This window comes from Nocardioides sp., assembly GCF_025964975.1.
GTDB lineage: Bacteria > Actinomycetota > Actinomycetes > Propionibacteriales > Nocardioidaceae > Nocardioides.
In genome coordinates this window covers 1-23,620 of record NZ_JAOPXV010000024.1, presented here as the reverse complement: position 1 = coordinate 23,620, position 23,620 = coordinate 1, and the positions used below count along the sequence as shown (strand labels likewise).

Annotated in this window: 32 protein-coding genes and 1 pseudogene; 17 read left to right on the top strand and 16 right to left on the bottom strand. The window is 70.9% G+C overall.

The features are described from left to right. Together JWN68_RS02080 and JWN68_RS02075 are read left to right on the top strand one after the other, a co-directional pair. Positions 1-1,720: heavy metal translocating P-type ATPase (locus JWN68_RS02080; RefSeq protein WP_297733955.1), on the top strand; the 1,720-nt coding region annotated here is incomplete at its 5' end. A gap of 121 nt (positions 1,721-1,841) precedes the next feature. Then, entirely contained in the window at positions 1,842-2,567 is a 726-nt protein-coding gene (locus JWN68_RS02075) for an EcsC family protein (RefSeq protein ID WP_297733952.1), read from the top strand. A 33-nt stretch (positions 2,568-2,600) separates the two neighbouring features. Here JWN68_RS02075 and JWN68_RS02070 read toward each other — a convergent pair whose 3' ends face one another. Then, entirely contained in the window at positions 2,601-3,005 is a 405-nt protein-coding gene (locus JWN68_RS02070; protein WP_297733949.1) for a hypothetical protein, read from the bottom strand. Next, entirely contained in the window at positions 2,995-3,354 is a 360-nt protein-coding gene (locus JWN68_RS02065) for a hypothetical protein (protein ID WP_297733946.1), read from the bottom strand. Before JWN68_RS02065 ends, JWN68_RS02070 begins: the two co-directional genes overlap by 11 nt. A 76-nt stretch (positions 3,355-3,430) precedes the next feature. Here JWN68_RS02065 and JWN68_RS02060 point away from each other — a divergent pair, with 76 nt between their 5' ends. Next, positions 3,431-4,480, top strand: coding sequence for a DNA polymerase IV (locus JWN68_RS02060; protein ID WP_297733942.1), 1,050 nt, complete (start codon positions 3,431-3,433; stop codon positions 4,478-4,480). 89 nt (positions 4,481-4,569) lie between these two features. After that, positions 4,570-4,971 carry a YbaB/EbfC family nucleoid-associated protein gene (locus tag JWN68_RS02055; RefSeq protein WP_297733939.1) on the top strand — a complete coding sequence of 134 codons (402 nt, stop codon included), beginning with the start codon at positions 4,570-4,572 and terminating at the stop codon, positions 4,969-4,971. A gap of 60 nt (positions 4,972-5,031) precedes the next feature. Here JWN68_RS02055 and JWN68_RS19205 read toward each other — a convergent pair whose 3' ends face one another. Further along, a complete protein-coding gene (locus JWN68_RS19205; protein WP_366519722.1) occupies positions 5,032-5,292 on the bottom strand; it encodes a TrkA C-terminal domain-containing protein in 261 nt (86 codons plus the stop codon). A 72-nt stretch (positions 5,293-5,364) separates the two neighbouring features. Further along, positions 5,365-6,225: pseudogene (locus JWN68_RS02050) on the bottom strand (RimK family alpha-L-glutamate ligase); the annotation flags it as partial. Between the two features lie 25 nt (positions 6,226-6,250). Here JWN68_RS02050 and JWN68_RS02045 point away from each other — a divergent pair. From JWN68_RS02045 to JWN68_RS02035, 3 genes are all read left to right on the top strand, one after another. Continuing rightward, on the top strand, positions 6,251-6,736 hold the full coding sequence (locus JWN68_RS02045) for a RimK/LysX family protein (RefSeq protein ID WP_297733933.1): 486 nt from the start codon (positions 6,251-6,253) through the stop codon (positions 6,734-6,736). 87 nt (positions 6,737-6,823) lie between these two features. Next, positions 6,824-7,768: an NAD(P)-dependent alcohol dehydrogenase gene (locus JWN68_RS02040; protein ID WP_297733930.1), complete on the top strand. Its 945-nt coding sequence runs from the start codon at positions 6,824-6,826 to the stop codon at positions 7,766-7,768. Between the two features lie 96 nt (positions 7,769-7,864). Then, a complete protein-coding gene (locus tag JWN68_RS02035; protein WP_297733927.1) occupies positions 7,865-8,797 on the top strand; it encodes a succinylglutamate desuccinylase/aspartoacylase family protein in 933 nt (310 codons plus the stop codon). A 16-nt stretch (positions 8,798-8,813) separates the two neighbouring features. Here the strand turns inward: JWN68_RS02035 and JWN68_RS02030 are convergent, their stop codons facing one another. From JWN68_RS02030 to JWN68_RS02020, 3 genes are all read right to left on the bottom strand, one after another. Beyond that, positions 8,814-9,581 (bottom strand): WXG100 family type VII secretion target, encoded by a 768-nt coding sequence (locus tag JWN68_RS02030; protein WP_297733923.1) that lies wholly within the window; start codon positions 9,579-9,581, stop codon positions 8,814-8,816. Continuing rightward, on the bottom strand, positions 9,578-9,901 hold the full coding sequence (locus JWN68_RS02025; protein ID WP_297733921.1) for a hypothetical protein: 324 nt from the start codon (positions 9,899-9,901) through the stop codon (positions 9,578-9,580). Before JWN68_RS02025 ends, JWN68_RS02030 begins: the two co-directional genes overlap by 4 nt. A 95-nt stretch (positions 9,902-9,996) precedes the next feature. Continuing rightward, complete coding sequence (locus JWN68_RS02020; RefSeq protein ID WP_297733918.1) at positions 9,997-10,671, bottom strand: hypothetical protein; 675 nt, start codon at positions 10,669-10,671, stop codon at positions 9,997-9,999. Positions 10,672-10,739: 68 nt separating this feature from the next. Here JWN68_RS02020 and JWN68_RS02015 point away from each other — a divergent pair, with 68 nt between their 5' ends. Next, on the top strand, positions 10,740-10,910 hold the full coding sequence (locus JWN68_RS02015; RefSeq protein ID WP_297733915.1) for a hypothetical protein: 171 nt from the start codon (positions 10,740-10,742) through the stop codon (positions 10,908-10,910). After that, positions 10,907-11,563, top strand: a complete 657-nt coding sequence (locus tag JWN68_RS02010) for an NAD(P)-binding domain-containing protein (RefSeq protein WP_297733913.1) — start codon at positions 10,907-10,909, stop codon at positions 11,561-11,563. The genes JWN68_RS02015 and JWN68_RS02010 overlap by 4 nt, the downstream gene beginning before the upstream one ends. 15 nt (positions 11,564-11,578) lie before the next feature. On the opposite strand, the gene JWN68_RS02005 is transcribed toward JWN68_RS02010, so the two are convergent. Then, on the bottom strand, positions 11,579-11,941 hold the full coding sequence (locus JWN68_RS02005) for a hypothetical protein (RefSeq protein ID WP_297733910.1): 363 nt from the start codon (positions 11,939-11,941) through the stop codon (positions 11,579-11,581). A gap of 114 nt (positions 11,942-12,055) precedes the next feature. Continuing rightward, on the bottom strand, positions 12,056-12,376 hold the full coding sequence (locus JWN68_RS02000; RefSeq protein ID WP_297733908.1) for a hypothetical protein: 321 nt from the start codon (positions 12,374-12,376) through the stop codon (positions 12,056-12,058). An 18-nt stretch (positions 12,377-12,394) separates the two neighbouring features. Between JWN68_RS02000 and JWN68_RS01995 the strand changes: the two genes are divergently transcribed. Both JWN68_RS01995 and JWN68_RS01990 read left to right on the top strand, forming a co-directional pair. Next, the gene (locus tag JWN68_RS01995) at positions 12,395-12,535 is read left to right on the top strand and encodes a hypothetical protein (RefSeq protein ID WP_297733906.1); all 141 of its coding nucleotides are present in this window, start codon (positions 12,395-12,397) and stop codon (positions 12,533-12,535) included. Between the two features lie 2 nt (positions 12,536-12,537). Next, the gene (locus JWN68_RS01990; RefSeq protein ID WP_297733903.1) at positions 12,538-12,669 is read left to right on the top strand and encodes a hypothetical protein; all 132 of its coding nucleotides are present in this window, start codon (positions 12,538-12,540) and stop codon (positions 12,667-12,669) included. Positions 12,670-12,672: 3 nt separating this feature from the next. Here the strand turns inward: JWN68_RS01990 and JWN68_RS01985 are convergent, their stop codons facing one another. Next, on the bottom strand, positions 12,673-12,891 hold the full coding sequence (locus JWN68_RS01985; RefSeq protein ID WP_297733900.1) for a hypothetical protein: 219 nt from the start codon (positions 12,889-12,891) through the stop codon (positions 12,673-12,675). 164 nt (positions 12,892-13,055) lie between these two features. Between JWN68_RS01985 and JWN68_RS01980 the strand changes: the two genes are divergently transcribed. From JWN68_RS01980 to JWN68_RS01970, 3 genes are all read left to right on the top strand, one after another. After that, complete coding sequence (locus JWN68_RS01980; protein ID WP_297733897.1) at positions 13,056-14,873, top strand: DUF1800 domain-containing protein; 1,818 nt, start codon at positions 13,056-13,058, stop codon at positions 14,871-14,873. A gap of 13 nt (positions 14,874-14,886) precedes the next feature. After that, complete coding sequence (locus tag JWN68_RS01975) at positions 14,887-16,146, top strand: DUF1501 domain-containing protein (RefSeq protein WP_297733894.1); 1,260 nt, start codon at positions 14,887-14,889, stop codon at positions 16,144-16,146. A gap of 175 nt (positions 16,147-16,321) precedes the next feature. Continuing rightward, entirely contained in the window at positions 16,322-16,669 is a 348-nt protein-coding gene (locus JWN68_RS01970) for a cold shock domain-containing protein (protein WP_297733891.1), read from the top strand. Positions 16,670-16,778: 109 nt separating this feature from the next. Here the strand turns inward: JWN68_RS01970 and JWN68_RS01965 are convergent, their stop codons facing one another. Beyond that, positions 16,779-17,771 carry an SDR family NAD(P)-dependent oxidoreductase gene (locus tag JWN68_RS01965; RefSeq protein WP_297733889.1) on the bottom strand — a complete coding sequence of 331 codons (993 nt, stop codon included), beginning with the start codon at positions 17,769-17,771 and terminating at the stop codon, positions 16,779-16,781. Further along, complete coding sequence (locus tag JWN68_RS01960) at positions 17,768-18,214, bottom strand: SRPBCC family protein (protein ID WP_297733887.1); 447 nt, start codon at positions 18,212-18,214, stop codon at positions 17,768-17,770. Before JWN68_RS01960 ends, JWN68_RS01965 begins: the two co-directional genes overlap by 4 nt. A gap of 116 nt (positions 18,215-18,330) precedes the next feature. On the opposite strand from JWN68_RS01960, the gene JWN68_RS01955 reads away from it, so the two are divergent. Further along, a complete protein-coding gene (locus tag JWN68_RS01955) occupies positions 18,331-18,678 on the top strand; it encodes a metalloregulator ArsR/SmtB family transcription factor (RefSeq protein ID WP_297733885.1) in 348 nt (115 codons plus the stop codon). A gap of 170 nt (positions 18,679-18,848) precedes the next feature. Here JWN68_RS01955 and JWN68_RS01950 read toward each other — a convergent pair whose 3' ends face one another. After that, entirely contained in the window at positions 18,849-19,859 is a 1,011-nt protein-coding gene (locus tag JWN68_RS01950; protein WP_297733883.1) for an aldo/keto reductase family protein, read from the bottom strand. A gap of 83 nt (positions 19,860-19,942) precedes the next feature. Between JWN68_RS01950 and JWN68_RS01945 the strand changes: the two genes are divergently transcribed. After that, a complete protein-coding gene (locus JWN68_RS01945) occupies positions 19,943-20,569 on the top strand; it encodes a class I SAM-dependent methyltransferase (RefSeq protein ID WP_297733881.1) in 627 nt (208 codons plus the stop codon). 2 nt (positions 20,570-20,571) lie between these two features. On the opposite strand, the gene JWN68_RS01940 is transcribed toward JWN68_RS01945, so the two are convergent. Continuing rightward, positions 20,572-20,817, bottom strand: coding sequence for a hypothetical protein (locus JWN68_RS01940; RefSeq protein WP_297733878.1), 246 nt, complete (start codon positions 20,815-20,817; stop codon positions 20,572-20,574). Between the two features lie 786 nt (positions 20,818-21,603). Then, positions 21,604-22,449 carry a patatin-like phospholipase family protein gene (locus tag JWN68_RS01935; protein ID WP_297733875.1) on the bottom strand — a complete coding sequence of 282 codons (846 nt, stop codon included), beginning with the start codon at positions 22,447-22,449 and terminating at the stop codon, positions 21,604-21,606. 131 nt (positions 22,450-22,580) lie between these two features. On the opposite strand from JWN68_RS01935, the gene JWN68_RS01930 reads away from it, so the two are divergent. Continuing rightward, entirely contained in the window at positions 22,581-23,387 is an 807-nt protein-coding gene (locus tag JWN68_RS01930; protein ID WP_297733872.1) for a hypothetical protein, read from the top strand. Here JWN68_RS01930 and JWN68_RS01925 read toward each other — a convergent pair. Further along, the coding region (locus JWN68_RS01925) for a MerR family transcriptional regulator (RefSeq protein ID WP_297733869.1) at positions 23,378-23,620 on the bottom strand (243 nt) is incomplete at its 5' end. The two genes, JWN68_RS01930 and JWN68_RS01925, sit on opposite strands and share 10 nt — an antisense overlap.

Genomic DNA, 23,620 nt, shown 5'->3' with positions numbered 1-23,620 from the left:
CGGCTGGTCGGTCTACGCGCTCTTCCTCGGGACCGCCGGCGAGCCGGGCATGACCCATCCCTTCGAGCTCACGATCGAGCGCAACGACGGCGCGGGCAACATCTACCTCGAGGCAGCCGCCGGGGTCACGACCTTCCTGCTCGCCGGACGCTGGTTCGAGCACCGCGCCAAGCGCGCGTCGGGTGCGGCGCTCAAGGGACTGCTCGAGCTCGGCGCCAAGGACGTCGCCGTCGTTCGTGACGGCACGGACGGTGCCCCGATCGAGGCAAGGGTGCCGATCGACTCCCTCAGTGTCGGCGACACCTTCGTGGTCCGCCCCGGCGAGCGCATCGCCACGGACGGCGTCGTCGAGTCCGGCAGCAGCGCCGTGGACCTCAGCCTGCTGACCGGCGAGCCCGTCCCGGTCGAGGTGGGGGTCGGTGACTCGGTGGTGGGGGCGAGCGTCAACGCGGGCGGACGGCTCGTCGTCCGTGCCACGCGGGTGGGGGCCGACACGCAGCTCGCACGCCTGGCCCGCCTGGTCGAGGACGCGCAGAGCGGCAAGGCGCCCGTGCAGCGGCTGGCCGACCGGGTCTCCGGGATCTTCGTGCCCGTGGTGCTCCTGCTGGCCGTCGCCACGCTGGGCTTCTGGCTCGGCAACGGAGCGGGGGCACCCGCTGCCTTCACGGCCGCGGTCGCCGTACTCATCGTGGCGTGCCCCTGCGCCCTCGGGCTGGCGACCCCGACCGCGCTGCTCGTCGGGACCGGCCGCGGCGCCCAGCTCGGCATCGTGATCCGCGGGCCCGAGGTCCTCGAGTCCACCCGAGCCGTCGACACGATCGTGCTCGACAAGACCGGCACCGTCACCACGGGCCAGATGAGCGTCGTGTCGCTGGCGACCGCAGCGGGAGTGGACGCAGACGAGGTGCGCCACCTGGTGGGTGCACTTGAGCACGCGTCCGAGCACCCGATCGCCCGCGCGATCGCGACGTACGCCGCCTCGGACCTCGCCGTCACCGATTTCGTCGCCACCGGCGGCGTCGGGGTCACCGGCACCGTGGACGGCCGGCGGGTCTTCGCGCGCCGCCCCCAGCTGGCGCCCCACAAGGACAGTGTCCTGCGAAGTGCCGTCGAGGACGCGTACGCCGACGGCGCGACCGCGATCGAGGTGGGCTGGGACGAACGTACGACCGCGATCGTCGTCCTGGCGGATGCCGTGAAGCCCACGTCAAGACAGGCCGTCGAGGAGCTGAAGGGCCTCGGGTTGAGGCCGGTCCTGCTCACCGGCGACAACCGGGCAGCGGCGGAGAAGATTGCCGCTGACGTGGGCATCGACACCGTCATCGCCGGGGTGCTGCCGGAGGGCAAGGTCGTGGCCATCAAGGAGCTCCAGGCCGCAGGTCGCGTCGTCGCCATGGTCGGCGACGGGGTCAACGACGCGGCAGCGCTCGCGCAGGCCGACCTCGGTCTGGCCATGGGCACCGGAGCCGACGTCGCCATCGAGGCCAGCGACCTGACGCTGATGCGGGGCGACCTCCGCGTCGCGGGTGACGCGATCCGGCTCTCCCGGCGCACCCTGGCGATCATCAAGGGCAATCTGTTCTGGGCGTTCGCCTACAACCTCGCCGCGATCCCGCTGGCTGTCGCCGGCCTCCTCAACCCGATGCTGGCCGGAGCCGCGATGGCTTTCTCCAGCGTGTTCGTGGTGACCAACAGCCTGCGGCTGCGCAACTTCCGATAGACCGAGAGCTCGCTCTCACCCCCCCGTTGGATGGGTTCGGGGCCGGGCGGCCGTGGAAGGATCGCGATCAAGAAAGCGCGGCGCCGGCCGCCATACCCCGGCACACACACAGGGAGCGCACATGGGCCTGACCGATTTCTTCAAGCCGAAGCGCGACCAGGTCGCCAGGACGAAGTCGGCCCTGGAGGCGGCCAACGACCCGGCTGCCGACGAGGGCGCCGCGAGCCAGGCGATCAGCAAGGTCGTCGACATGCTCCTCGACATCGGTCTCGACGGCCGCGGACCCTTCAGCTCGGCCGCACAGGTGGCGCAGGAGGCTCTGCGCGACAAGGGAACCGCCGAGGAGGCGATCAACGCAGTCGCGCGGGGCACCATGCTCCGCGGCGGCATCGGTGGCTTCGTCACGGGGCTCGGCGGATTCGTCACGATGCCGGTCGCGCTGCCTGCCAACGTGTTCGAGTTCTACGTCCAGGCCACCCGGATGGTCGGCGCGGTCGCGACGCTGCGGGGCTATGACGTCGAGGACGAGCGCATGCGGACGGCCGTCCTGCTCACGTTGGTCGGCTCCAAGTCCGAGGACGTGCTCAAGAAAGCCGGGATGGCCACCGGGGGCGGACGCCTCGCCACCTTCGCGCTGCGGGGCATGCCGCCGGCCGCGCTGATGGTGGTCAACAAGGCGGTCGGGTTCAACCTGATGCGCGGCGTCGGCACGAAGGCGCTGGGCAAGCTCGGCCGCGGCCTGCCGGTCGCGGGCGGCTTCGTCGGCGGCGGCATCGACGCCTACATGATGAAGCGGATCGCTGACCACGCCATGAAGGAGTTCCCGGCGATCGCCCGAGTCGAGTGATGACGTGGCTCCATCCACGATGGGGCCCATCACTCACCTCGTCGACCGGGTCCTGAACAGCCAGGCCACCCCCACGAACGGCAGCACCAACGGCAGGTAGCCATAGCCCTGCCCGTACGCCGACCAGACGGTCGCGTCCGGGAAGAGCTCGGGGTCCAGCACGGTCAGGGTCCCGACCGTGAGAACGCCGACGAGCTCGAACCCGACGGCCGCCCAGGCGAGTCGGCGCGGTGCCGGACCCACCTCGGCGAGGCCGAGCGTCGCCGCCACGTAGACCAGGCCGGCCACGGCCGACAACGAGTAGGCGACCGGCGCCTGGTCGGCCTTCGTGGCCAGCTGGACGAGCGAACGGGCGCTCGCCGAGAGCGCGAAGACCGCATAGATCGCGACCAGGGCCCGGCCGAGCCCGCTGGCGGTCGACCGTTCGTCAGGCCGCACTGAGCTGCACCAGTCTCAGGACGAGGAAGGCGACGGTCACCAGCGAGACGAGCAGCACCGCCGTGGCTCCCCGGCTGTGCTCCCCCAGCGACCAGAGCAGGCCAGCGGGGAGGACGAGAAGGATCGAGAGCAGGTAGCCGACGAACGTGATCCCCCCACCCACCGCGTCGCTGCCCCGCGCGAGCTGGACGATCGCGACGACGGCCTGGGCGACCAGCGCGAGCTCGAGCACGGCCAGCACGGCGATCAGCACCTTGTCCGGGCTGCGGTCGAGAGCGACGTACGCACCCGTCACGGCGGCCAGGAGCAGCGCGGCGACGACGAGGATCGTCTGGAAGGGGTCGATCACCGCGCCAGTCTGTCAGGGGTGTGGGCCCGATCAGTCGGTCAGTGCCGCGCTGCGGCGGACACGCCATCATGGTCGGGTGACCACTGCACGCCGCTGGGTGCTCCACGTCGACATGGACCAGTTCCTCGTCGCCGTCGAGCTGCTGCGTCGCCCCGAGCTGGTGGGGCGGCCGGTCGTCGTGGGTGGTCGCGGCGACCCGACCGAGCGCGCGGTGGTCTCGACCGCGTCCTACGAGGCTCGCGAGCGAGGGGTGCGCTCGGGGCTGGCGCTGAAGATCGCCGTGCGCCGCTGTCCCGAGGCCGTCCTGCTGCCGGTCGACTTCCCGGTCTACGAGGCCGCCTCCGCCGAGGTGATGGCGACCCTGCGCGCGCACCCGGGCGCCGTCGTCGAGGTGCTCGGCTGGGACGAGGCGTTCGTCGGCGTCGTGACGGACGATCCGCTACGAGACGCACTGGCGATCCAGGCGGCGGTGCTCGACAGGACCAGGCTGCACTGCTCGATCGGGATCGGCGACACGTTGGTCCGCGCCAAGATCGCGACCGACTTCGGCAAGCCGCAGAGCACCTACTTCCTGCACCGGGACAACTGGCTCGACGTCATGGGGCACCGGCCGACCACCGCGTTGTGGGGGGTGGGCAACAAGATCGCCCAGCGGCTGGCGGCGATCGGGCTCGACACCGTCGCCCAGCTGGCCTCGAGTCCCGACGAGCCCCTGATCGAGGCGTTCGGGCCCAACACCGGGCCCCACTTCGGCCGGCTGGGACGGGGCGAGGGCAGGTCGTGGCCCGACGACACGCCCTGGGTCGCCCGGGCGCACGGACGGGAGACGACCTATCAGGTCGACCTCACCACCCGTGACGAGGTCGCTGCAGCTCTGCGCGACTTGGCCGAGCGGGTCATCGACGACCTGGCCAAGGAGGGTCGGGCGGCCACGCGGGTGCACCTGAAGGTGCGGTTCGCGCCGTTCTTCACCCACACCAAGGTCCGCAAGCTGGCCGGGCCGACGATGGACCCCGCCCTCGTCGCGGACACCGCGTTGGCCCTCTTCGATGCGCTCGCCGACGACCGCCCGGTGCGGCTACTGGGCGTCCGCGCCGAGATGGTCGAGCCCGAGAGCGGCTACTGAGGGTTGTCCACAGGTGCGGTCCGGACGGGTTGTCGCAGACGCCTGAGGGAACGGGTGCGGGCACCACACCCGACGAACGGAGCACTGCGATGACCGATGCCCTCTCCGAGCCCTGGCTCGACGACCTCCGCGAGCAAGCCGCCCGCCGGCTCGAGGAGGTCGCCCAGCTCCAGGACGAGCTCACCGGCTTGTACGCCGAGGCGCGCACCGCCGAGGGTCGCGTCCGGGTCCGCGTCAACGCCGCTGGTCGGCCGATCGCGCTCACCCTGGAGCCCACCGCGACCTCGATGCCGGCGGCCGACCTCGCCGACGCGATCCTGCGCGCGGTCGAGGACGCGACGACCAGGGCGGGAGAGCGGGTCGCCGCCCTCGTCGGCTCCCTCCTGCCGTCAGCCGAGCTCGGCGCGATGCTCACCGGCCGCCCGACGGAGGCCGACCGCGTCGCCGTACGCGAGGAGCTGGATGCTCTCGGCTGCTTGGATCAGGGGTGAGTGAGCGACATCTTCTGACTCAGGAAGGTGGCTCACTCACCGCTCCAGCGTGCCCGCGCGTCACTCCTGCTCGTGGATCGGATTCCTCGGCAGACGCTTGACCTTGCGGACCCGCTTGCGGCGGGCCGGGATCATCGAGCGCATCTCCTCGAGCTTGCCGAAGCACAGCAGCCGGTCCTCCGGCTCCAGCACCATGTCGCCGCGCGGGTTGGGGATGACGGCAGGGCCGCGATGCAGGGTCAGCACGCTGATGTCGCGCTCGCGCAGGCCGGAGTCGCCGAGGGTCTTGCCGACGATGTCGGCGTCGCCGTGGACGAGCAGCTCCGCGACGCCATACCCGGTCGAGACGCTGAGGCGCTGACGGACGTCGATCTGGGGGAAGGCGACCTGGTTGTCGATGTGGTCGATGATCGCGCCGGCGACGTCGAGCTTGGTGGCCGTCTCGATGCCCTCGAGCCCGGGTGAGGAGTTGACCTCCATCACGAGCGGGCCGTCGTTGCCCTCGAGCATGTCGACCCCGGCGACGCGCAGGCCCATGATCTGCGCTGAGCGGACGGCTGCCTCCTCGAAGGCCTGGGCGAGTTCGACCGGTTCGACGGTGCCGCCACGGTGGACGTTGGAGCGGAACTCGTCGCCCTTGGCCACCCGGCGCATCGCGGCGACGACCTGGTCACCGACGACGAGGGCCCGGATGTCGCGGCCCTTCGACTCCGAGACGAAGCGCTGGATCAGGACGTTCTGCCGGGTGCTCTGCAGCGTCTCGATGATCGCCTCAGCGACCTTGATGTCGGGCGCCAGGATGACCCCGATGCCCTGGGTGCCCTCCAGGAGCTTGATCACCACGGGCGCGCCCCCCACGCGCTCGATGGCCGGGATCACGTCGGCGCGATCGCGCACGAACGTCGTGGCCGGCATCGCGATCTGGTGCTTGGAGAGGATCTGCGAGGCCCGCAGCTTGTCGCGGGAGTTCGAGATCCCGTAGGCCGTGTTGGGGGTGTAGACATCCATCTGCTCGAACTGCCTGACCACGGCGGTGCCGAAGTAGGTGATCGAGTTGCCGATGCGCGGCAGGATCGCGTCGTAGTCGGAGAGCTGCTTGCCGCGGAACTGCAGGTCGGGGTGGTCGCCCGACAGGTCGATGCCGAACCGCAGCGTGTTGAGCACCTTCACCTCGTGCCCGCGGTCCTGGGCGGCGGTGCGCAGCCGTTGCGTGCTGTAGGAGCGGGGTGCGCGGGAGAGAATGGCGAGCTTCACTGTTCACACCTGATTGGATAGGGGGGTGGCAGTTCCCCATCCAACCAGTCCCGATCAGGCGACGGTCGGGTGGCGCGAATGGGTGAGCCTGCCGGGCCTCGAGGTCGACTGGATCAAGGCCAAGCTCGACACCGGCGCCAGGTCGAGCGCCCTGCACGCCTTCGACGTCACCGAGTTCGAGCGGGACGGCCAGCCCTGGGTCCGTTTCTCGATTCAGCCCTGGCAGCGCTCCACCGAGGACTCCGTCGACGTGGAGCTGCCCGTCCACGACAAGCGGCAGGTCCGGTCCTCCACCGGGCACGTCCAGGAGCGCTACGTCGTGCTGATGGAGCTCACGCTGCTGGAGCGCACGATCACCGCGGAGGTGACGTTGTCGAGTCGCGACCGGATGGGCTTCCGGATGCTGATCGGCCGCGAGGCGCTGCGCCAGGGCTATCTCGTCGACGCCCGGCGCTCCTACCTCGGCGGCCGGCCCAAGCGCGCCGTACGCCGCCGCAACCGCGGGATCTGAGCCGTTCCCAGTGCTCCTCTTGCGGAGTTGTCCCGACGCGACTACGGTCAGCCTTACATTGTATGACTTACGCTGTAAGGGAATCTCATGAAGGCAGCAGTCCACCGCGAGTACGGCGCACCGCAGGTCGTGCGCATCGAGGAGGTCCCCGACCCCGTGCCGGGCGCGAAGCAGGTGCTCATCCGCGTCCACGCGAGCGCGGTCACCGCTGCGGACTCCCGGATCCGCGGGGCTCGCTTCCCCCACGGCTACGGTGTGCTCGCGCGGCTGATCTTCGGTCTCCGCCGTCCTCGGAGCGGGGTTCGCGGGGTGGTCGCCAGCGGAGTCGTGGAGGCCGTCGGCGCCGACGTGGAGGGCTTCGCGGTCGGGGACGAGGTCTGCGGCTCGACCGGCACGGGCGGCGCACACGCGGAGCTCGTCGCTGCGTCGACCAAGCGCCTCGTGCACAAGCCGGCCGCTGTCACGCACGAGCAGGCCGCCGGCCTGCTCTTCGGCGGCTCGACCGCGCTCCACTTCCTGCGCGACGTCGGCCACATACGCGCGGGCCAGACGGTCCTCGTCAACGGTGCCTCCGGTGCAGTCGGGACCAACGCGGTCCAGCTGGCCAAGCACTTCGGGGCCGAGGTCACGGCGGTGACCAGCGCAGCGAACACCACGCTCCTCAAGGAGCTGGGCGCGGACCACGTCGTCGACTACGCCCTGACCCCGGTCGCCGGGCTACAGATGAGGTTCGACGTCGTCATCGACACCGTGGGCAACATCGGGATCGACGCCGGTCGGCGGCTGCTGACCGACGACGGGGTGATGCTGCTGGTCGCCGGCACGCTCGGGGAGGCGTTGCGCGCCCGCGGCAACGTCAAGGGCGGCACGACGGCGGAGCGCGCCGAGAACTACACCGCGCTGCTCGACCTGGTCCCCGACGGGACACTCACCGTCGTCAACCAGCACGTGCTCGCCCTCGACGACATCGTGCGCGCCTACGAGATCGCCGACTCGGGACGCAAGGTGGGCAACATCGTCGTACGGCCCTGACCGGGCTCACCGATATCCTCCGACCGTGACCTCCGCCGCCCCCACCCACCCCGTGCGGGCCGCCTAGTGGCACGCGAGTCCTTCGCCATCGGCTCCGTGCGCATCCGCCCGGGCACGATCCGCAACCTCGAGCTGCCGATCACCCGGCTGGTGACCGGCTCCGACGTCAGCCTTCCGGTGCGGGTCGTGCACGGGCGTGAGGACGGTCCGACGGTGTGGCTCAACGCGGCCATCCACGGCGACGAGGTCGTCGGCATCGAGGTCATCCGCCAGGTGCTCTCCGGGCTCGACCCGCGGACGTTCCGGGGCACGCTCGTCGCCGTACCCATCGTCAACGTCCTGGGCTTCATGGCCAGCGACCGCTACCTACCCGACCGACGCGACCTGAACCGGTCGTTCCCCGGCTCGGCGCGTGGATCACTCGCGGGCCGGATCGCCCACCTCTTCATGACCGAGGTGGTCGCGAAGTGCGAGGTGGGCCTCGACCTGCACACGGGCTCCGACCGCCGCTCCAACCTGCCGCAGATCCGAGCCGACCTCGACGACGCGCTGACCCGTGAGCTGGCCGAGGCCTTCGCCGCCCCGGTCATGCTGCATGCCGGGATCCGCGACGGCTCGCTCCGGCACGCCGCCCGCGAGCGGGGAGCGAAGGTGCTGCTCTACGAGGCGGGCGAGTCGCTGCGCTTCGACCGCTACGCCATCGATGCGGGTGTCATCGGCGTACGCCGCGTGCTCGCCGCGCTCCGGATGACGGACCCGGTCGAGGAGCCGACGCCCGACCCGTCCGTGGAGTCGCGCGCCAGCGGTTGGGTCCGGGCGCGACGGACCGGCATCCTCGACCTCGACGCCACGCTCGGCCAGCGCGTCACCGAGGGCGACCGTCTCGGCGCGCTCGTCGACTCCTTCGGCAAGACCCTGCGACTGGTGCACGCCAGCCGGACCGGCATCGTGATCGGGCGGACCGAGCAGGTCCTGGTCAACTCCGGGGACGCGCTCGTGCACATCGCCGAGGTGTTCGGCGGCGACTAGGTCAGCCGTCGGCCCATCACCACCTCGGGCCCGCGCCCGGCTCCTCGAAGCAGCGCTCGGGCGCGACCCGGATCTCCGCGAGATCGAGCGCAGGCCCCATCAAGCTCGCGTCGAGGCCGGACAGATCCCCGACCACGATGCGTTCGGCCTGATTCACGAGCCGTCGCTGGACGAACGTCAGGCTTTTGACCCAGGTCTGGTAGACCCCGAGCACCAGCTGGATCCTGCGCAGCTCGAGCGCGAGCCGGCCCAGCTCGGAGGCGATCCTCGCCCCGACCACGCCCGCCCTCGCAGCGGCCGCGGCAGCGCCTGCAGCAGCGGACGCCCCCAGGGTGACGACGGCCCCGGCCGCGCTGATCACGAGCGTGACGGCCGCCCACTCGATCAGCCCGCGGATCAGGTCGGCGACGATCCGTTCGGCTTCGCGGACCGCGACAGCCGCTTGGTCGAGGAGGTCGGCAACCTCCCTGGTGCGCACGGCCACCTCCTTCAGGTCGCGGACCACCTCGTCGACCGCGTCGTCAAAGGCTAGGTATGCCCATCCCTCCCACTCGCCGACCAGCCGGTCGGACGAGGCGCGTTGGCAGTCGGCGACCTCCGTCACGGCGTCCGACATCGATCGCCAGCGGTGCGCCGTCTCGTGCACCTGCTCGCCGTCGCCCGTGACCCACTCCCACTTCTCCACCAGCGGCGCGAGCAGGGGCCGCATGACGGCTGCGATCTCAGCTCCCAGTGCTCCGAGGTGCAGCTCGACGCCACCCGACGTGGCGGCGTGGGCGCTCATCGGACCTCCCCCCGAAGGGCCGCGAAGCGCTCCGCCACGGCCTCGTCGATGGCGCGGTAGAGGGTGCGGACCTCACGGACGCCGTCGCTGAGGTCCTCGCAGCGCTGAGCGGCGTCCCAGAGTCCGGCGCGGGTGGCGCGGTCCACGTGACGGAAGGTCGCGACGAGCTCGTGGGCGGGCAGGATCTTGCCGAGCGCGTCGGGATCGAGGCCAGCCGCGCGCCGGTCGTGCTGGATCCTGATCAAGGTGTTGCGGGCGTGTCGCTGATCGGCGGCGGCGCGCGTCATGGCGCCGTACTCCGCCCAGAGTCGGGTGGTCATGGTTTCTCCTCCACTGCGTTGACGGCTGGTGGAGAGAAGGTTCCGCGTCCGCGGCGCGCGGAAACCGGGGCCTGTCTCGGCTGTGGATGAGCGCGTCAGCGCCAACGGTGCCGCGCGCTCGGGACCGGTCCGCCGGGCGGCTCGCCGACCTGGACCTCGATGCCGTAGTCCCACCCCTTCGTCAGGGGCAGGTAGTCCCCCGACCAGAACGTGCCGGGGTCGAACCACTGCGAGCGTCGGTCGAGGGCCAGCACGCCCATGTCCTGCAGCGTGGTCGCGACCACCTCCGCGCAGTACGCCTGTTCCGGCCGGATCTTGCGGCCCCGGCGCTTGGGTGCCACATAGGCGTCCCGCCCCCGGAACCAGCTGGCGGCGAGCCGGGCCGTGCTGGGGAAGGAGACCCCGTCGAGGCGCGCGATGGTCGTCATCAGCGCGTCCTCCTCCCGCCGACCCACCTCGGGGGTGAGCTGCCTCAACCACGCCTGCTGCCCGTAGGTGTCCGACCACCGGTCGACCGCCTCGCGCAGGTCGTGCAGCTGTACGCCGCGGTGGTGGCCACCCGTCCACACGTCGGTCAGCACCCGCGAGAGCTCGGCGTGCCACATCAGCGGCGGGAGGTCATCGATGACCACGGCCATCCCGACGTGGTTGACCGGTGAGTTGGTCAGCGTGCGGATCGCGCGGTCCGCCGCCGTACGCCCCCGGAACAGCCAGAGGTCGCCGGTGCGGGTGAGGTCGACCGCTCGATCGAGGGTCAGGTGGTCGCTCATGCGCCACAGTGTGCACCGGTTGCTGGTCCCGGCGGGTGAGTGCCTCGAGACGCCTTATGCTCCGACCCATGGCGAAGAGGTTCGCGTTGTGGAAGCTGCTGGGCCTGGCCGGCGTCGTCGGCACGGTCGTGACAGGTGCTGCCACCGCGCGCCATGAACGTGAGCGGAGGGCCTACTCGCCCGACGAAGTCCGCGAGCGGCTCCACCGCCGACTCGCCGAGGTCAAGGAGCACTCGTGAAGATCGCAGTTCTGGGCACGGGCATGGTCGGTCGGGCCGTCGCTGTGGGGTTGGCCCGACTCGGGCACGACGTCGTCGTCGGCAGCCGCGACCCCTCCGAGGCTCCTGCGAAGCTGAACCTCCTGGACGCGTTCGTCGGGTCGGCCGACCACGGCCAGGTCAGCGTCGGGTCCTACGCCGAGGCGAGCTCGGGGGCGGACCTGGTCGTCAATGCGCTCCACGGCCGCGGCGCGATCGCCGGCATCTGGGCGGCCGCCATCGCCGACGACACGGTGCTGCTCGACGTCGCGAACCCGCTCGACTTCACCGGCGAGCTGCCCACCCTCTTCGTCGCCAACGACGACTCGCTGGGCGAGCAGATCCAGCGCGAGTTCCCCTCGCTGCGGGTGGTGAAGTCGCTGAACACGATGACGGCGGAGGCGATGGTCGACCCGACGTTGGTCAACGGCGGTGACTTCACGACCTTCGTCTCCGGCAACGACGACGCCGCCAAGGCGCAGGTCATCTCGCTCCTGGTCGCACTCGGTCACCAGGACGTGATCGACGTCGGTGACATCACGACGGCGCGCGGCACCGAGGCGATGATGCTCGCCTGGATCCGGCTGATGGGTCCGATCGAGTCGCCGTACTTCACCTGGAAGGTCGCGCGCTGAGCGCACGCGCGACCGTCACTCCAGGTGCATCGCGGCGGCCTCCGGGCCGCGCTCGTCGTCGAGGTTGACCCGGTCTTCGTCGTAGGGGTCGCCGCCGAGCACGTCCTGGTCCGCCGCGATGGCGTCGGGATCATCGCCTCCCACGAACGGCCCCTCGTCCTCGGTCAGGGCGGTGGGGTCGGGCTCCTCCTGCATGAGGCGCATGCTGAGCGACTCGTCGTCGACCTCGGCCATCTCGGCGCCGCGGGGCTGGCGGTCCGGCGGGCTCCACGGCACGTCGTCTGTCGCACTGGGCTCCTCGAGGTTGATCTCGGCAGTTGCCCGCTCCGCCGCGTCCCGGTCGCTCTGGCCGAAGTCACCTTCGTCGTGGTTGCTCATGGCCCCACCCTGTCCTCGGTGCCGGTCGACGGACAAGGGCGATCCACCCTCAGGGGCGCGACCGAGGCTCGGTCTCGCCACGCCGACGCACTCCTTGGGCGAGTCGTGCACATGTCAGGTGGTCGACGTGGAGATCACCGGGGAGATCGAGAACGTGACGATCAACGGCGTCGACATCGGACCTCTCTTGGAGGCCGAGCTCGGCCGCCGGATGCCCGAGCGCGCGAAGATGCGCCCGACCACGGTGGAGCGGGTCGGGGACGAGTGGTCCTTCATCGAGACGTTGCGCCACCTGGGGTTCGCCAGCGCGGCCTGGGTCGGGCGGATGGTGGGATCCCGTGGGACCGCGACGCCCGGCCGTCGCTGGACGATGTCCTCGCCGTACGCCGCACGCGACAGGCCACGGTGCGCGACGTCATCACCGCGCTCACCCACGAGCAGCTCGACTAGACGGTGGCCCGCACCGAACCCGGCTGGCCCCAGATCGAGGAGTTCCCCCCCAGCCAGTGCCTGCTCATCGTCCTCAACGAGGAATGGCACCACCGCCTCGACGCCGAACGAGACCTGGACACACTCGCAATCAAGGAGAACTGACCATGAACGCAGGTACGGACATCGTGCTCATCGCCGGCCGGGTGGACTACGTCGACATCGACTCCGGACACTGGCCGATGTTCACCGGGCCGACCGAGCTGGCCGCGATCCTGGCCGACTGCGCCACCGGCTGAGGTTCAGTCCTGCTCCGCGGGCCGGTCGTGCGCCCGCGAGTCGATCTCATCGGTGTCGACCATGTCGCCGATCTCGGCGTTGCCGGCCGACTCGGCATCGAGAGCGGCCAGGCGCTCGTCCTCGTCGACGCGGCGCCCGGCGCCGGGGAAGATCGACGGCGGACACTCCTCCGCGTCACTGCGGTCGGGGTCTGGCCACTCGTCGCTGGGGTGCGCGTCCACCTCGCCGACCCTACGACACCGCGGGCTGCACTGGACTGGACCAATCTGGGCATTCGGCGACGCGGTGGGTCGTGCACTGACATCCTGACAGAACCTCTTGACGGCGAGGTGCCGACCGCGCCGTCAGCCGGTCATCACTCGTCCTCTCCGGAGAGCCTGCGTCCGTGTCCCATCGCCTGATCCCTGACTCGCCCGTCGAGCCCTCGACGGTCCCTGACGCGTCCCCAGCGCTGTTCTCCCGGCGCGGCCTGTCGTGGCGGGCTGCTGCCGGACTGGCGGCCGCCGTGGGCGCCGCACCTCTGCTGGCGGGCAGCCCTGCGGAGGCCGCTGAGGCCGCGTGGGGACCGAAGCACGCCAAGGTGTGCCAGCACCGCCATCGGTGCGAGAAGCACCGCACACACACGTGTCGGCACAAGCACCGCTGCAAGCACCGTCACCACAAGCGCCCGACGACCCAGACGCCGGCCCCGGCCCCCGTGCCGACGCGGACGCCGCCCCCGGTGCCGACCACGCCGCCCCCCTCGCCACCGAGCGGTGACCCGGACTTCATCGCCTCCCCCCTGCCCACCGCCTGGTCGCTCCACCTGGGCAACCGTTTCTCCTACGGCGTGACGCCCGGCCTGCACCAGTCGATGCGTGAGGCCGGCAGCCCCGAGGCGTGGTTCGAGCGACAGCTCGACCCCGCCTCGATCCCCGACGCCGAGACCGACGCCATGCAGGGGTGGTGGGTCTCGATCGACGCCGACCACACCACCATCGCGCAGCGGGACCAGGACGGGATCGAGGGCGGCTGGTCGGCGATGGGCAACTACGCCCGCTGGTGCCTGCTCCGCCGGATCTCCTCGCAGCGCCAGGTCCTCGAGATGATGACCGAGTTCTGGGAGAACCACCTGCACGTCCCAGTCCATGACGACGGCGTCTACACCTACCGCGCCGCCTACGGAAAGCTCCTGCGCAGCCACGCGCTGGGACGCTTCGACCAGATGCTGGTCGCGGCCATCACCCACCCCGCCATGGGCATCTCGCTGGACAACGCGTCCTCGACCGAGCGGGCCCCGAACGAGAACCTCGGACGGGAGCTCCTCGAGCTGCACACCGTCGGTCGTGGCACCTTCAGTGAGGACGACGTGAAGTCGTCCGCCCGCATCCTCACCGGATATCGCGTGGACATGTGGCGCACCTGGAACGCCACCTATGACCAGAACAGCCACTACGTCGGGCCGGTCCAGGTCATGGGCTTCACCCACGCCAACACGAACACCGACGGTCGTCCGGTGGCGGAGGCCTACCTCACCTACCTGGCCCACCACCCGCTGACGGCAGCCCGGATCGCCCGCAAGCTCGCCGTTCGCTTCGTCTCCGACCAGCCGTCCGACCAGCTCGTCGCCGACCTCACGCAGGTCTACCTCGAGAGCGGGACCGCGATCGACCCCGTGCTCCGCGCGCTGGTTACTCACCCGGAGTTCCGCGCGGCCGCCGGGCGCAAGGTCCGTACTCCCACCGACGACGTCGTTGCGACGTACCGCGCCCTCGGCGCCCAGGTGCTCCCCCCGACGGCGGGCGCGTCCGCGGCCAACGCGATCCTCTACCAGGCCGACGCGATCGGGCAGTCGCCCTTCAGCTGGGGACGCCCCGACGGCCAGCCGCAGGACAACCGTTCCTGGTCGTCCGCCACCCGCGTGCTCGCCTCCTTCCAGTTCCACTACTCAGCCGCCGGTCGGTGGTGGCCGAAGCAGGACATCGTCTACCGCGCCCCGGTCGACTGGGTGCCGACGCCTGGCATGCGCTTCGACGCGCTGGTCGACCACCTGTGCAAGCAGCTGCTCGGGACACCTGCCCCGGCACGTCTGGTGCAGGCTGCCTGTCAGGCCACCGGGACCAAGGCGGAGGCCGCCATCACTGCCACGCACGCCATCGTGGGCTGGAAGATGCCGATGCTGCTGACGACGCTGCTCGACAGCCCCGACCACCTTCACCGCTGACTCGGAGCTGACCATGACTGAACAACTGCCCTGTTGCGAGGACTACCTCCGCACCTCGAGACGCGGATTCCTGCGCGGCTCCCTCGTCCTCGGTGGCGCGGCCGCGCTCACGGTCGCGCACGGGTCCACGCTGGTGCAGACGGCGTACGCCGCAACGCCGGCCGAGCGGGTCCTGGTGGTGCTCTCCATGCGCGGTGCTGCCGACGGCCTCAGCCTCGTCGTCCCACACGCCGACCCCGTCTACTACCAGGCGCGCCCCTCGATCAGCGTCCCCAGCGACCGCCTGCTGGCCAAGGACGCGATGTTCGGCCTGCACCCGTCACTCGCGCCGTTGATGCCCCTGTGGCACGGCAACAAGATCGCGGCGATCCACGCGACGGGCCTGCCCGTGGCCAACCGGTCGCACTTCGCGGCGATGGAGGAGGTCGAGGACGCCGATCCCGGTTCTCCCGAGCGGGTGGGGTGGCTCAACCGGCTCGTCGGTCGCGACGGCCCCGGCTCACCGATCGAGGCGATCCAGCTGGGCGGCGGCGTCCCGGACGCAGCCATGGTCGGGCCGCAACCAGTCCTGGTCACCACCGGGGTGGACGGGGTCAGCCTCGCGGGCGCCTCCGACGCCGCCTCGGAGGCAGCGCGCAGGGCGGCGCTGCTGTCCGCGTGGAGCGAGTCGAGCGGCGAGCTGGCGACCGGCGTCGACACCGCGCTGGACGTGGTCGCCGACTTCGCCCCGGTCCGGGCCAGCTCGACGACCCCCGCCAATGGCGCCGTCTACCCGAGCAACGACCTCGGGCGGGCCCTGCACGCGTGCGCCCGGACCATCCGCGCCGACGTGGGCGCGGAGATCATCACCGTCGACCACGGCTCTTGGGACCACCACACCTGGATCGGCCGGCCGGACAGCGGCAACCTCAAGAACATGGCCGACGCCTTCGCCGGCTCCGTCGGCGCCTTCTTCGCCGACCTCGGCCCGCTGGCCGACAAGGTGACGCTGGTGACCATCAGCGAGTTCGGGCGCCGGGTCACCGAGAACGCCAACCAAGGGCTCGACCACGGGCACGGCAACGTGATGTTCGTGATGGGCGCCGGCGTCAAGGGTGGCTACTACGGCGCGATGCCGCGCCTCACGAACACCTCGGACGCGGACCTGCTGGTCACCACCGACTACCGCGGCGTGCTCAACGAGGTCGTCACCCGACGGCTCAATGCCTCCACCGCCCAGGTCTTCCCCGGTTTCTCACCCCAGCAGGACCTCAACTTCATCACCAGCCTTTGAGGCCGACCCGCGACGTCGGCGCGCAACGCGATGATCGCGCAACGCGATGATCGCGCAACGCGATGGTCGCGCATCGCCTCGGAGCGAGCGCTGACCGGATGCACGACTGGCTCTGCCAAAGCAAGTACGCCCGGATCGCGTAGGCCGTGGCGTCACAGCTCAACCAAGGAGAAACATGCGCCTAGCGCCCACCATCGCGACCGTCACGCTCCTCGTTCTCGGCAGCGGCTGCAGCTCGGAGTTCGCCGAGGACGAGGAGCGTGCGCCTGCCTCGGTCTCTCAGTTCGTTGACGTCCCGACTGTTGGCACGACGAACTACCTCGCCGTCGGGACCGTCAAGTACTTCAGCGAGGTCCGCGGGTTCGGATTCATCGTCCCCGACGATGGCGGCGAAGACGTCCACGTCGAGGTCGCCAACATTGACGGCCACCAGCCCTTGCGCGCGGGGCAGCGGGTGACATTCACCGTCAGCCTGAGCAGCCGAGGGGTCAAGACGGCTACCGACGTCCTCGTTGCCGACTAGCCATCATGGTCGCCCGCTCCACAGTCTGGCGGGCACGAAGAACCTTGACCCGCAAGCAGACCGGGCCCCCGCGATGAGTGCGCCCAGCCCCTCCGCGGCGGCCTGTGCCCTACGACCCCTGGTCGAGTCCAGCCGCCTGCGTCAACCAGGCCCACGCGGCGCTCCGCCCGTCCTGACCGACGTGGGTGGTGGGCACCAGGTTGATCGGCCGGACCCGCCGGTCGTGCCAGAACCGCCCGGCCGGCGGCTCGGGCTCCACTGCGGCGAGCCAGACGCTGGTGTCGGCGCCCTGGGCGTCGTCCCGCAGCACCGGTCGCGTGATCGCGCGGAAGCGCGGCAGCGAGTCCTGCACGCCGGGGGTGTCCGCCCAGCCGGGGTGCATGGCGGAGAGGTGGATACTGTCGAGCGACCACCGGTCCGCCAGCAGGGGGAGCATCTCGACCTGCATCCGCTTGGACCGTGCGTAGGCCGTCGTCGGCGAGTAGTCGCCGTCGAGGAAGCCGGGGTCGTCGGCCCGAAGCACCTGGCCGTAGAGGCCGCCGCTGCTGACCAGGACGACCCGTCCGCCGGCGAGCTGCGGGCGCAGCGCCTCGGTCATCACCACCGGTCCGAGCACGTGCACGGCCATACTCAGCTCATGGCCCTGGGCCGACTCCGTGCGCTCGGGGGGCATCACGCCGGCGTTGTGGATGACGGCGTGGATCGACGACAGCTCACTCCCGATCACACCAGCGAAGCGGCGTACGTCGTCGAGGTCGCCCACGTCGCACCGCCAGACCCGCAGCTGGGCGTCCGGCATCCGCTGCCCGATCTCGGCGCGTACGCGTTCGCCCTTGGGCTCGTCGCGCACCACGAGGTGCACCCTCGCGCCAAGGGCAGCCAGTCCCTCGACGGTCGCGATCCCGAGGCCGGAGCTGGCACCGGTGACGAGCACGTCCTTGCCCTCGAGGGCGCCCGTCGGCGGATCGGTCGGCCACCCGGGCAGCGCACGGCGTACGCGTAGCCCGATCGTGGTGTAGCCGAGCACCATCGAGCGGTCCATCGCGGTGTCGAGCGCCCGCGCCACCAGTGGCTGGCGGCTGCTGTGTCGGTGGTGGGTCACGGTGCGCTCGGGAGCCGATCGAGGCAGGTCTTGAGCTGGTCGACGGTCTTGTTCGCGAGACGGGGGAGATACGCCTTGACGAGGGGTACGGCGAGGCGCGCGACACCACTGAAGGAGAACTCGGCGGTGTAGGTGACCTCCGAGCCCTGGCCGTGGGCGCGGATCCCCAGCACGTCGTGGCCGTCGAACTGCTCGTTGTGGCCGGTGAAGTGGATGCGCGTGGGGCGCTCGAGCTCGACGGTGCTGTAGGCGATCTGGGTCTCCCGCCCCATGAACGAGGAGACGTTGCGGTAGATCGTGCCTACCTCCCCGCCGCCGTACGTCCGCTCGCACGACACGGTGCCGGGGTCCCACTCCTCCGCGTTGGTGAAGTCGGCGAGGTAGTCGAAGACGGCCTCGGGTGCTGCGGTGGTCGTGAAGGTGCGGGACACGGTGGGTTTCATGCGGGCTCTCCTGGCATCGAGGTCTCTCCTCACGTTACGGGGGGCGCCCTCGCCCGAACCCACCCGTGAGGAGAGGGACGTGACCACGTACAACCATTTGGTTGTATATTGTTCCCATGACCGAGAACGAGGACAAGGCAGACACCATGTTCCACGCGCTCGCCGACCGCACCCGGCGCGACATCCTGCGTCGAGTGCTCACCGGAGAACACTCGGTCTCGACGCTCGCCGCGTCCTACGACATGAGCTTCGCGGCCGTGCAGAAGCACGTCGCGGTCCTGGAGCGCGCCGGCCTGATCTCCAAGCGACGCAGCGGTCGCGAGGCACTCGCCAGCGGCGACGTGGAGGCCGTCCGCTCCGCGGGCTCGATGCTCACCGAGCTGGAAACCGTCTGGCGCGGGCGCATCGCCCGCATCGACGACCTGATCGCAGCACCCAACCCACGCACCGAGAGGAATGAGTGACATGCCCGTCACGTGCCGGTGCCGCGTCCGGTGGTAGCGGTCGCCGACGATGCCCTTGCCCGCCTCGACCTCGACCCGGTCGACGTTGCGCATCGGGAGCCGCGTGGCCTTGGCGACATGCAGGGCGGCGATGCGCACCGGATCGACCGGGCCGGGCGGCGAGTGGATCGTCAGACCACCCGCGTCTGAGGGGATGTCTCCTTGGTCTTGCCCGGGTCGCGCTCGATGACATCACCGAGCGCGGAGTCGATCGCGGCCATCGCGTCGGCGTCGAGCTTGACCCCGGCGGCCTTGACGTTCTCGGCGACCTGCTCGGGACGCGAGGCCCCGACAAGGGCGGCGGCGACGTTGTCGTTCTGCAGCACCCAGGCGATCGCCAGCTGGGCCATCGTCAGACCGGCGTCGTCGGCGATCGGCTTGAGGTCCTGCACCTTGGTCAGGACGTCGTCACGCATGAAGCGCTTGATCATGTCGGCACCGCCCTTCTCGTCCGTGGCCCGCGAGCCCTCGGGGAGGGGCTGGCCGGGGACGTACTTGCCGGACAGCACGCCCTGGGCGATGGGGCTCCAGACGATCTGCGAGACACCGAGCTCCGCGCTGGTCGCGACGACCTCGTCCTCGATCACGCGCCAGAGCATGGAGTACTGCGGCTGGCTGGAGATGAGCTGGATGTTGAGCTCGCGCGCCAGCTCGACGCCGGCGCGGATCTGGTCGGCGGTCCACTCCGAGACCCCGATGTAGAGGGCCTTGCCCTGGCGGACGACGTCGGCGAAGGCCTGCATCGTCTCCTCGAGCGGCGTCTCGGTGTCGTAGCGGTGGGCTTGGTAGAGGTCGACGTAGTCGGTCTGGAGGCGCTGCAGCGAGCCGTTGATCGACTCCATGATGTGCTTGCGGGAGAGGCCGGTGTCGTTCTTTCCGCCGGGACCGGTGGGCCAGTAGACCTTGGTGAAGATCTCCAGGGACTCGCGGCGCTCACCCTTGAGTGCCTCGCCCAGCACGGTCTCCGCCTTCGTGTTCGCATAGACGTCGGCGGTGTCGAAGGTCGAGATCCCCTCGTCGAGGGCGGCACGGACGCACTGGGCGGCCATGTCGTTCTCCACCTGCGACCCGTGGGTCAGCCAGTTGCCATACGTGATCTCCGAGATCTTGAGCCCGCTGTTTCCGAGGTATCTGAATTCCATGCGACCCAATCTACGCGCGGGCCTGAAGCGAGGCCCCTGACGCGGACCTCTCCGATGCGCCAGACTGCGGCCCAGGAGATTAGATGAGCGAGCACGAGAACCCCCACGGCCTGGACTGGGACGAGCGCTACGGCGACGGCCAGCTGTGGAGCGGGCATGCCAACGAGCAGCTCGTGGTGGAGGCGAGCAACCTCGAGCCAGGTACGGCGCTGGACGTCGGTGCCGGCGAGGGCGCGGACGCCATCTGGCTGGCCGAGCGGGGCTGGCAGGTCACCGCCATCGACGTCTCCGCCAAGGCACTCGACCGCGCCTCGCGGGCAGCCGCGGCGGCCGGCCTCGCCGTGGACTGGCGCGCCATCGCGCTGGAGGACCTGGAGAATTCGCCGGCCGCCTCGACGTACGGCCTGGTCAGCGTCTTCTACCCCGCGCTGCTGCGTGGCGACGGGACGATCATCGAGACGCTGCTGGCTCGCGTGGCACCGGGCGGGCTGCTGCTCGTGGTCCACCATTCCCACGTCGACCGCGAGCGCGCGGCCGAGCACGGCTTCGACCCCGACGACTACGTCCGACACAAGGACCTCATCGCCGCCCTCACCGACCGCGACGGGTGGGAGATCGACGTGGTCGAGAAGCGGGGCCGGACGGCTCCGGAGGGCCCCGGGGCACACCATCACTCCGACCACGTGCTTCGGGCACGACGCTCGGGCTGACCTCAGCGGCCGCCGCTCGTACGGCGGAAGGTGCTGTCGTAGGTCTCGAGCAGCCCGGCGGGGCCGTGCCGCTTGGGGAAACCCGGGACCGGGTCGGTCATCGGCACCTGCTCGCCCAGCGGACGAGGGCCCAGGCGCAGCCACTGCACGACGTTGAGCGGCTCGCCGGTCGTCGAGTAGCTGCGGATCTGGCCCGACACGTTGATCTTGCGACGGACGGCCGCCGCGGCGGCTCGCGATGAGGGCACGGGCGAAGTCGGCGTCGCCCAGCCTCGCCGAGTTCAAGGTGACGGCGCGGGCGCCGGTCGCGACGGCCCCGGCCGCAGCGAGGTGTCCGCCGAGGGAGTGGCCCGTGAAGGTCAGGTTGCCCGCGCCCACCCCCGCGGCGACTCGCTGGGCCAGAGCGATGGCCTGCCCACCCTGGGGCGAGGGGAGGTGCAGCCCGTTGGGGATGTCGGTGAGGCCGAAATCCTTGAGGCCGCGCCCGCCGGAGCCGCGGAACGACACCACGGTGCGGCCGTCCTCGGTGCGGTCGTCGCGGAGCATCTGCTGCGTGACCCCCAGCTGGCGCAGCTCGCCGGCCGTGAGCTCGCGGTAGCGGCTGGCCGCATCAGCCAGCCGACCGCCTGGGTAGACGCCGTCGCCAGCTCCAGCAGGTCGCGGTCCGGGCGGTTGCCAGGAGCCAGGGTCCCGACCGGCGTGGGCGTCGCGAGGGGCGTCGTCGCCGTGGGGACGCCGACGGCGCCGGTGCCCGGCAGGCTGGGCAGGGCGCCCGACAGGGTGCTCGTGCCCGCTGGCGCGCTCAGGGCCCCACCAGGCGCGCGTCGACAGCTCACCGATCACTCCCCGGAGCTGGCCGGAGACGCCGTCCATCCGGTCGGCGTCGGCGAGCAGGCCGTGGGCGAGGCCGGTCACCTGCTCGGTGTTCACCGATCATGGTGGCCAGGGCGCCTCCCGCGTCCGCTGGCTCGTGGACCTGAGTGTGCGGTGGCGTGCGGGGTCCGGGGAAGGCCGGCGCCGCCGGAAGGTTCCGCCTAGCGCGGGACCGCGCGCCAGGCCGCGCGGATCTCGTCGATCACGTCGGCGGCCTGCCTCCGCCCTTCGCGAGCCGCGTCCGGGCGACGCGCAGGATCGAGGACGTTGGATCCGAAGGACGCCAGTGACTGCTTGTCAGGGGTGACCACGACGTACCGCTCGGCACGGCAACGCCCCAGCTGGGTGGAGATGCGAGCGCTGCGGCTCACCGCCTGGGGGAGCGGTGCGAGCACCACCACGACGTCGGTGGCATCGCTGGCGACGTCGGCGTTGGCGGTGGAGCGCATCCCGCCGTCGATGTACGGGGTGTCGTCGATGGACACGGCCGGCCAGACGATGGGTACGGCGCAGCTGGCAGCCACCGCGTGCACCAGGTCGACGTCGCTGTCGCGGGTGAAGGTGATGAACTCACCCGTTTCGGCGTTGACGGCCGTGATCCTCAGGTCGCGGTCGGGCCACTCCTCCACCCCGATCCGCGACCGGATCACCTCGACCCGCTCGTGGCCGCCGGGGGGATGGGCTCGCAGCGCCACTGCTCCGACCCGGCGGCGCTTGGTGCGCGAGGCCCCGGGGAAGAGCATGGGCGGCACCAGCGGCAGCATCATGCTGCGGCGGTAGTTGGGAGCGCCCAGCCCGCGGCTCGGCGGCTGGACCTGCTCCTCGTAGACCTGGTCCACCGGGCGCGTGGTGATCAGCGCTCCTACGACGGCGCCGGCGGACGTCCCGACCACGACGTCTGCTGTGGACAGGTCGACACCCTCGTCGGCCAACCCCTTGATGATCCCGGCCTCCCAGCCGATGCCGGTCAGGCCGCCGCCGCCGAGGACGAGTGCTGTGCGAGGCATGCGGTGACCCTACGACGTCGGACCACGACTCCCCCGGGGCCATAGGCTTCTCGTCAGCGGGTGGGCTTTGCCGACGGGTCCACCCTCAGGAGTCGGCACCTCACAACTCCGGCACCGCCGAGGAGGCCCCCGTGTCACGACAGTCCACCCGCATCCGATCCGTCCTGCCCAGTTCCGGCCGCACCGCGCTCGGGGCGACCATCGCCGGCGGCGTGCTGACCGGGTTGGCCGCTGCGCCCGAGCGGGTGGGACGTCTCTTCCGCCACCGCTACCCCACGGTCGCGGTCACCGGCATGACGGGAGTCGGCAAGACCCAGCTGGCGGACCGGCTCGCCCGGCGGTCCTCGATCGACAGCGTCGCGGAGGTGGGCTCGGCGGTGATGGAGCGCCGCACCCGGCGCTCGGCGCGGCTGCACGGCTTCCGCTTCCTCGTCGTCCCGGGCGACAACGCCGCCACGCGGCTCGGCGCCCTCGACGAGGTGTTCCACGACGAGCCGGTCGACGGGGTGATCCATGTCGTCGCCAACGGCCACGCCACCGGGCGGCGTACGGGCGGGACCACTGGCGCCGCCACAGCGACCCGCGCCGAACAGCTGGTCGCCGAGCTCGAGGACTGGGCCATCACCTCGCACCGCATCGCCTCGATGGCCGTACGCCGCGACAAGCCGGTGTGGCTGGTCATTGCGGTGACCAAGGCCGACCTGTATGCCGACGAGCTGGACGAGGTCCTGCACTACTACTCACCGGGCAGCGGGTCGCCGTTCGGCGACAAGGTGGACGAGCTCCGGGCGCTGGCCGGCGGCGCCAAGCTGTCGATCGACGTACTCCCGGTGTCCAGCCAGGGCGGGGACCGCAAGGCCGCGATCTCGGCCAGGAAGGCGGGCGAGATGGTCGACGCCCTCGCCGTCCGGCTCGCGCAGCTCAGCGGTCACGTCTGAGTCGGGCTCTCCCCCAGCCGTTCGCTCATGTCGCGGACCTGTTCCTCGAGGGCGAGCACCTTGGCGATCCCGGCGAGGTTGAGCCCCTGCTCGAGCAGGGAGCCGATGCGCTGGAGCACCTCGATGTCGTCCACGCTGTAGAGGCGCGTGCCACCCGCGGTGCGGGCCGGCGCCAGCAGGCCACGTCGTTCGTAGACCCGCAGGTTCTGGATCTGCATGTCAGCCATCTCAGC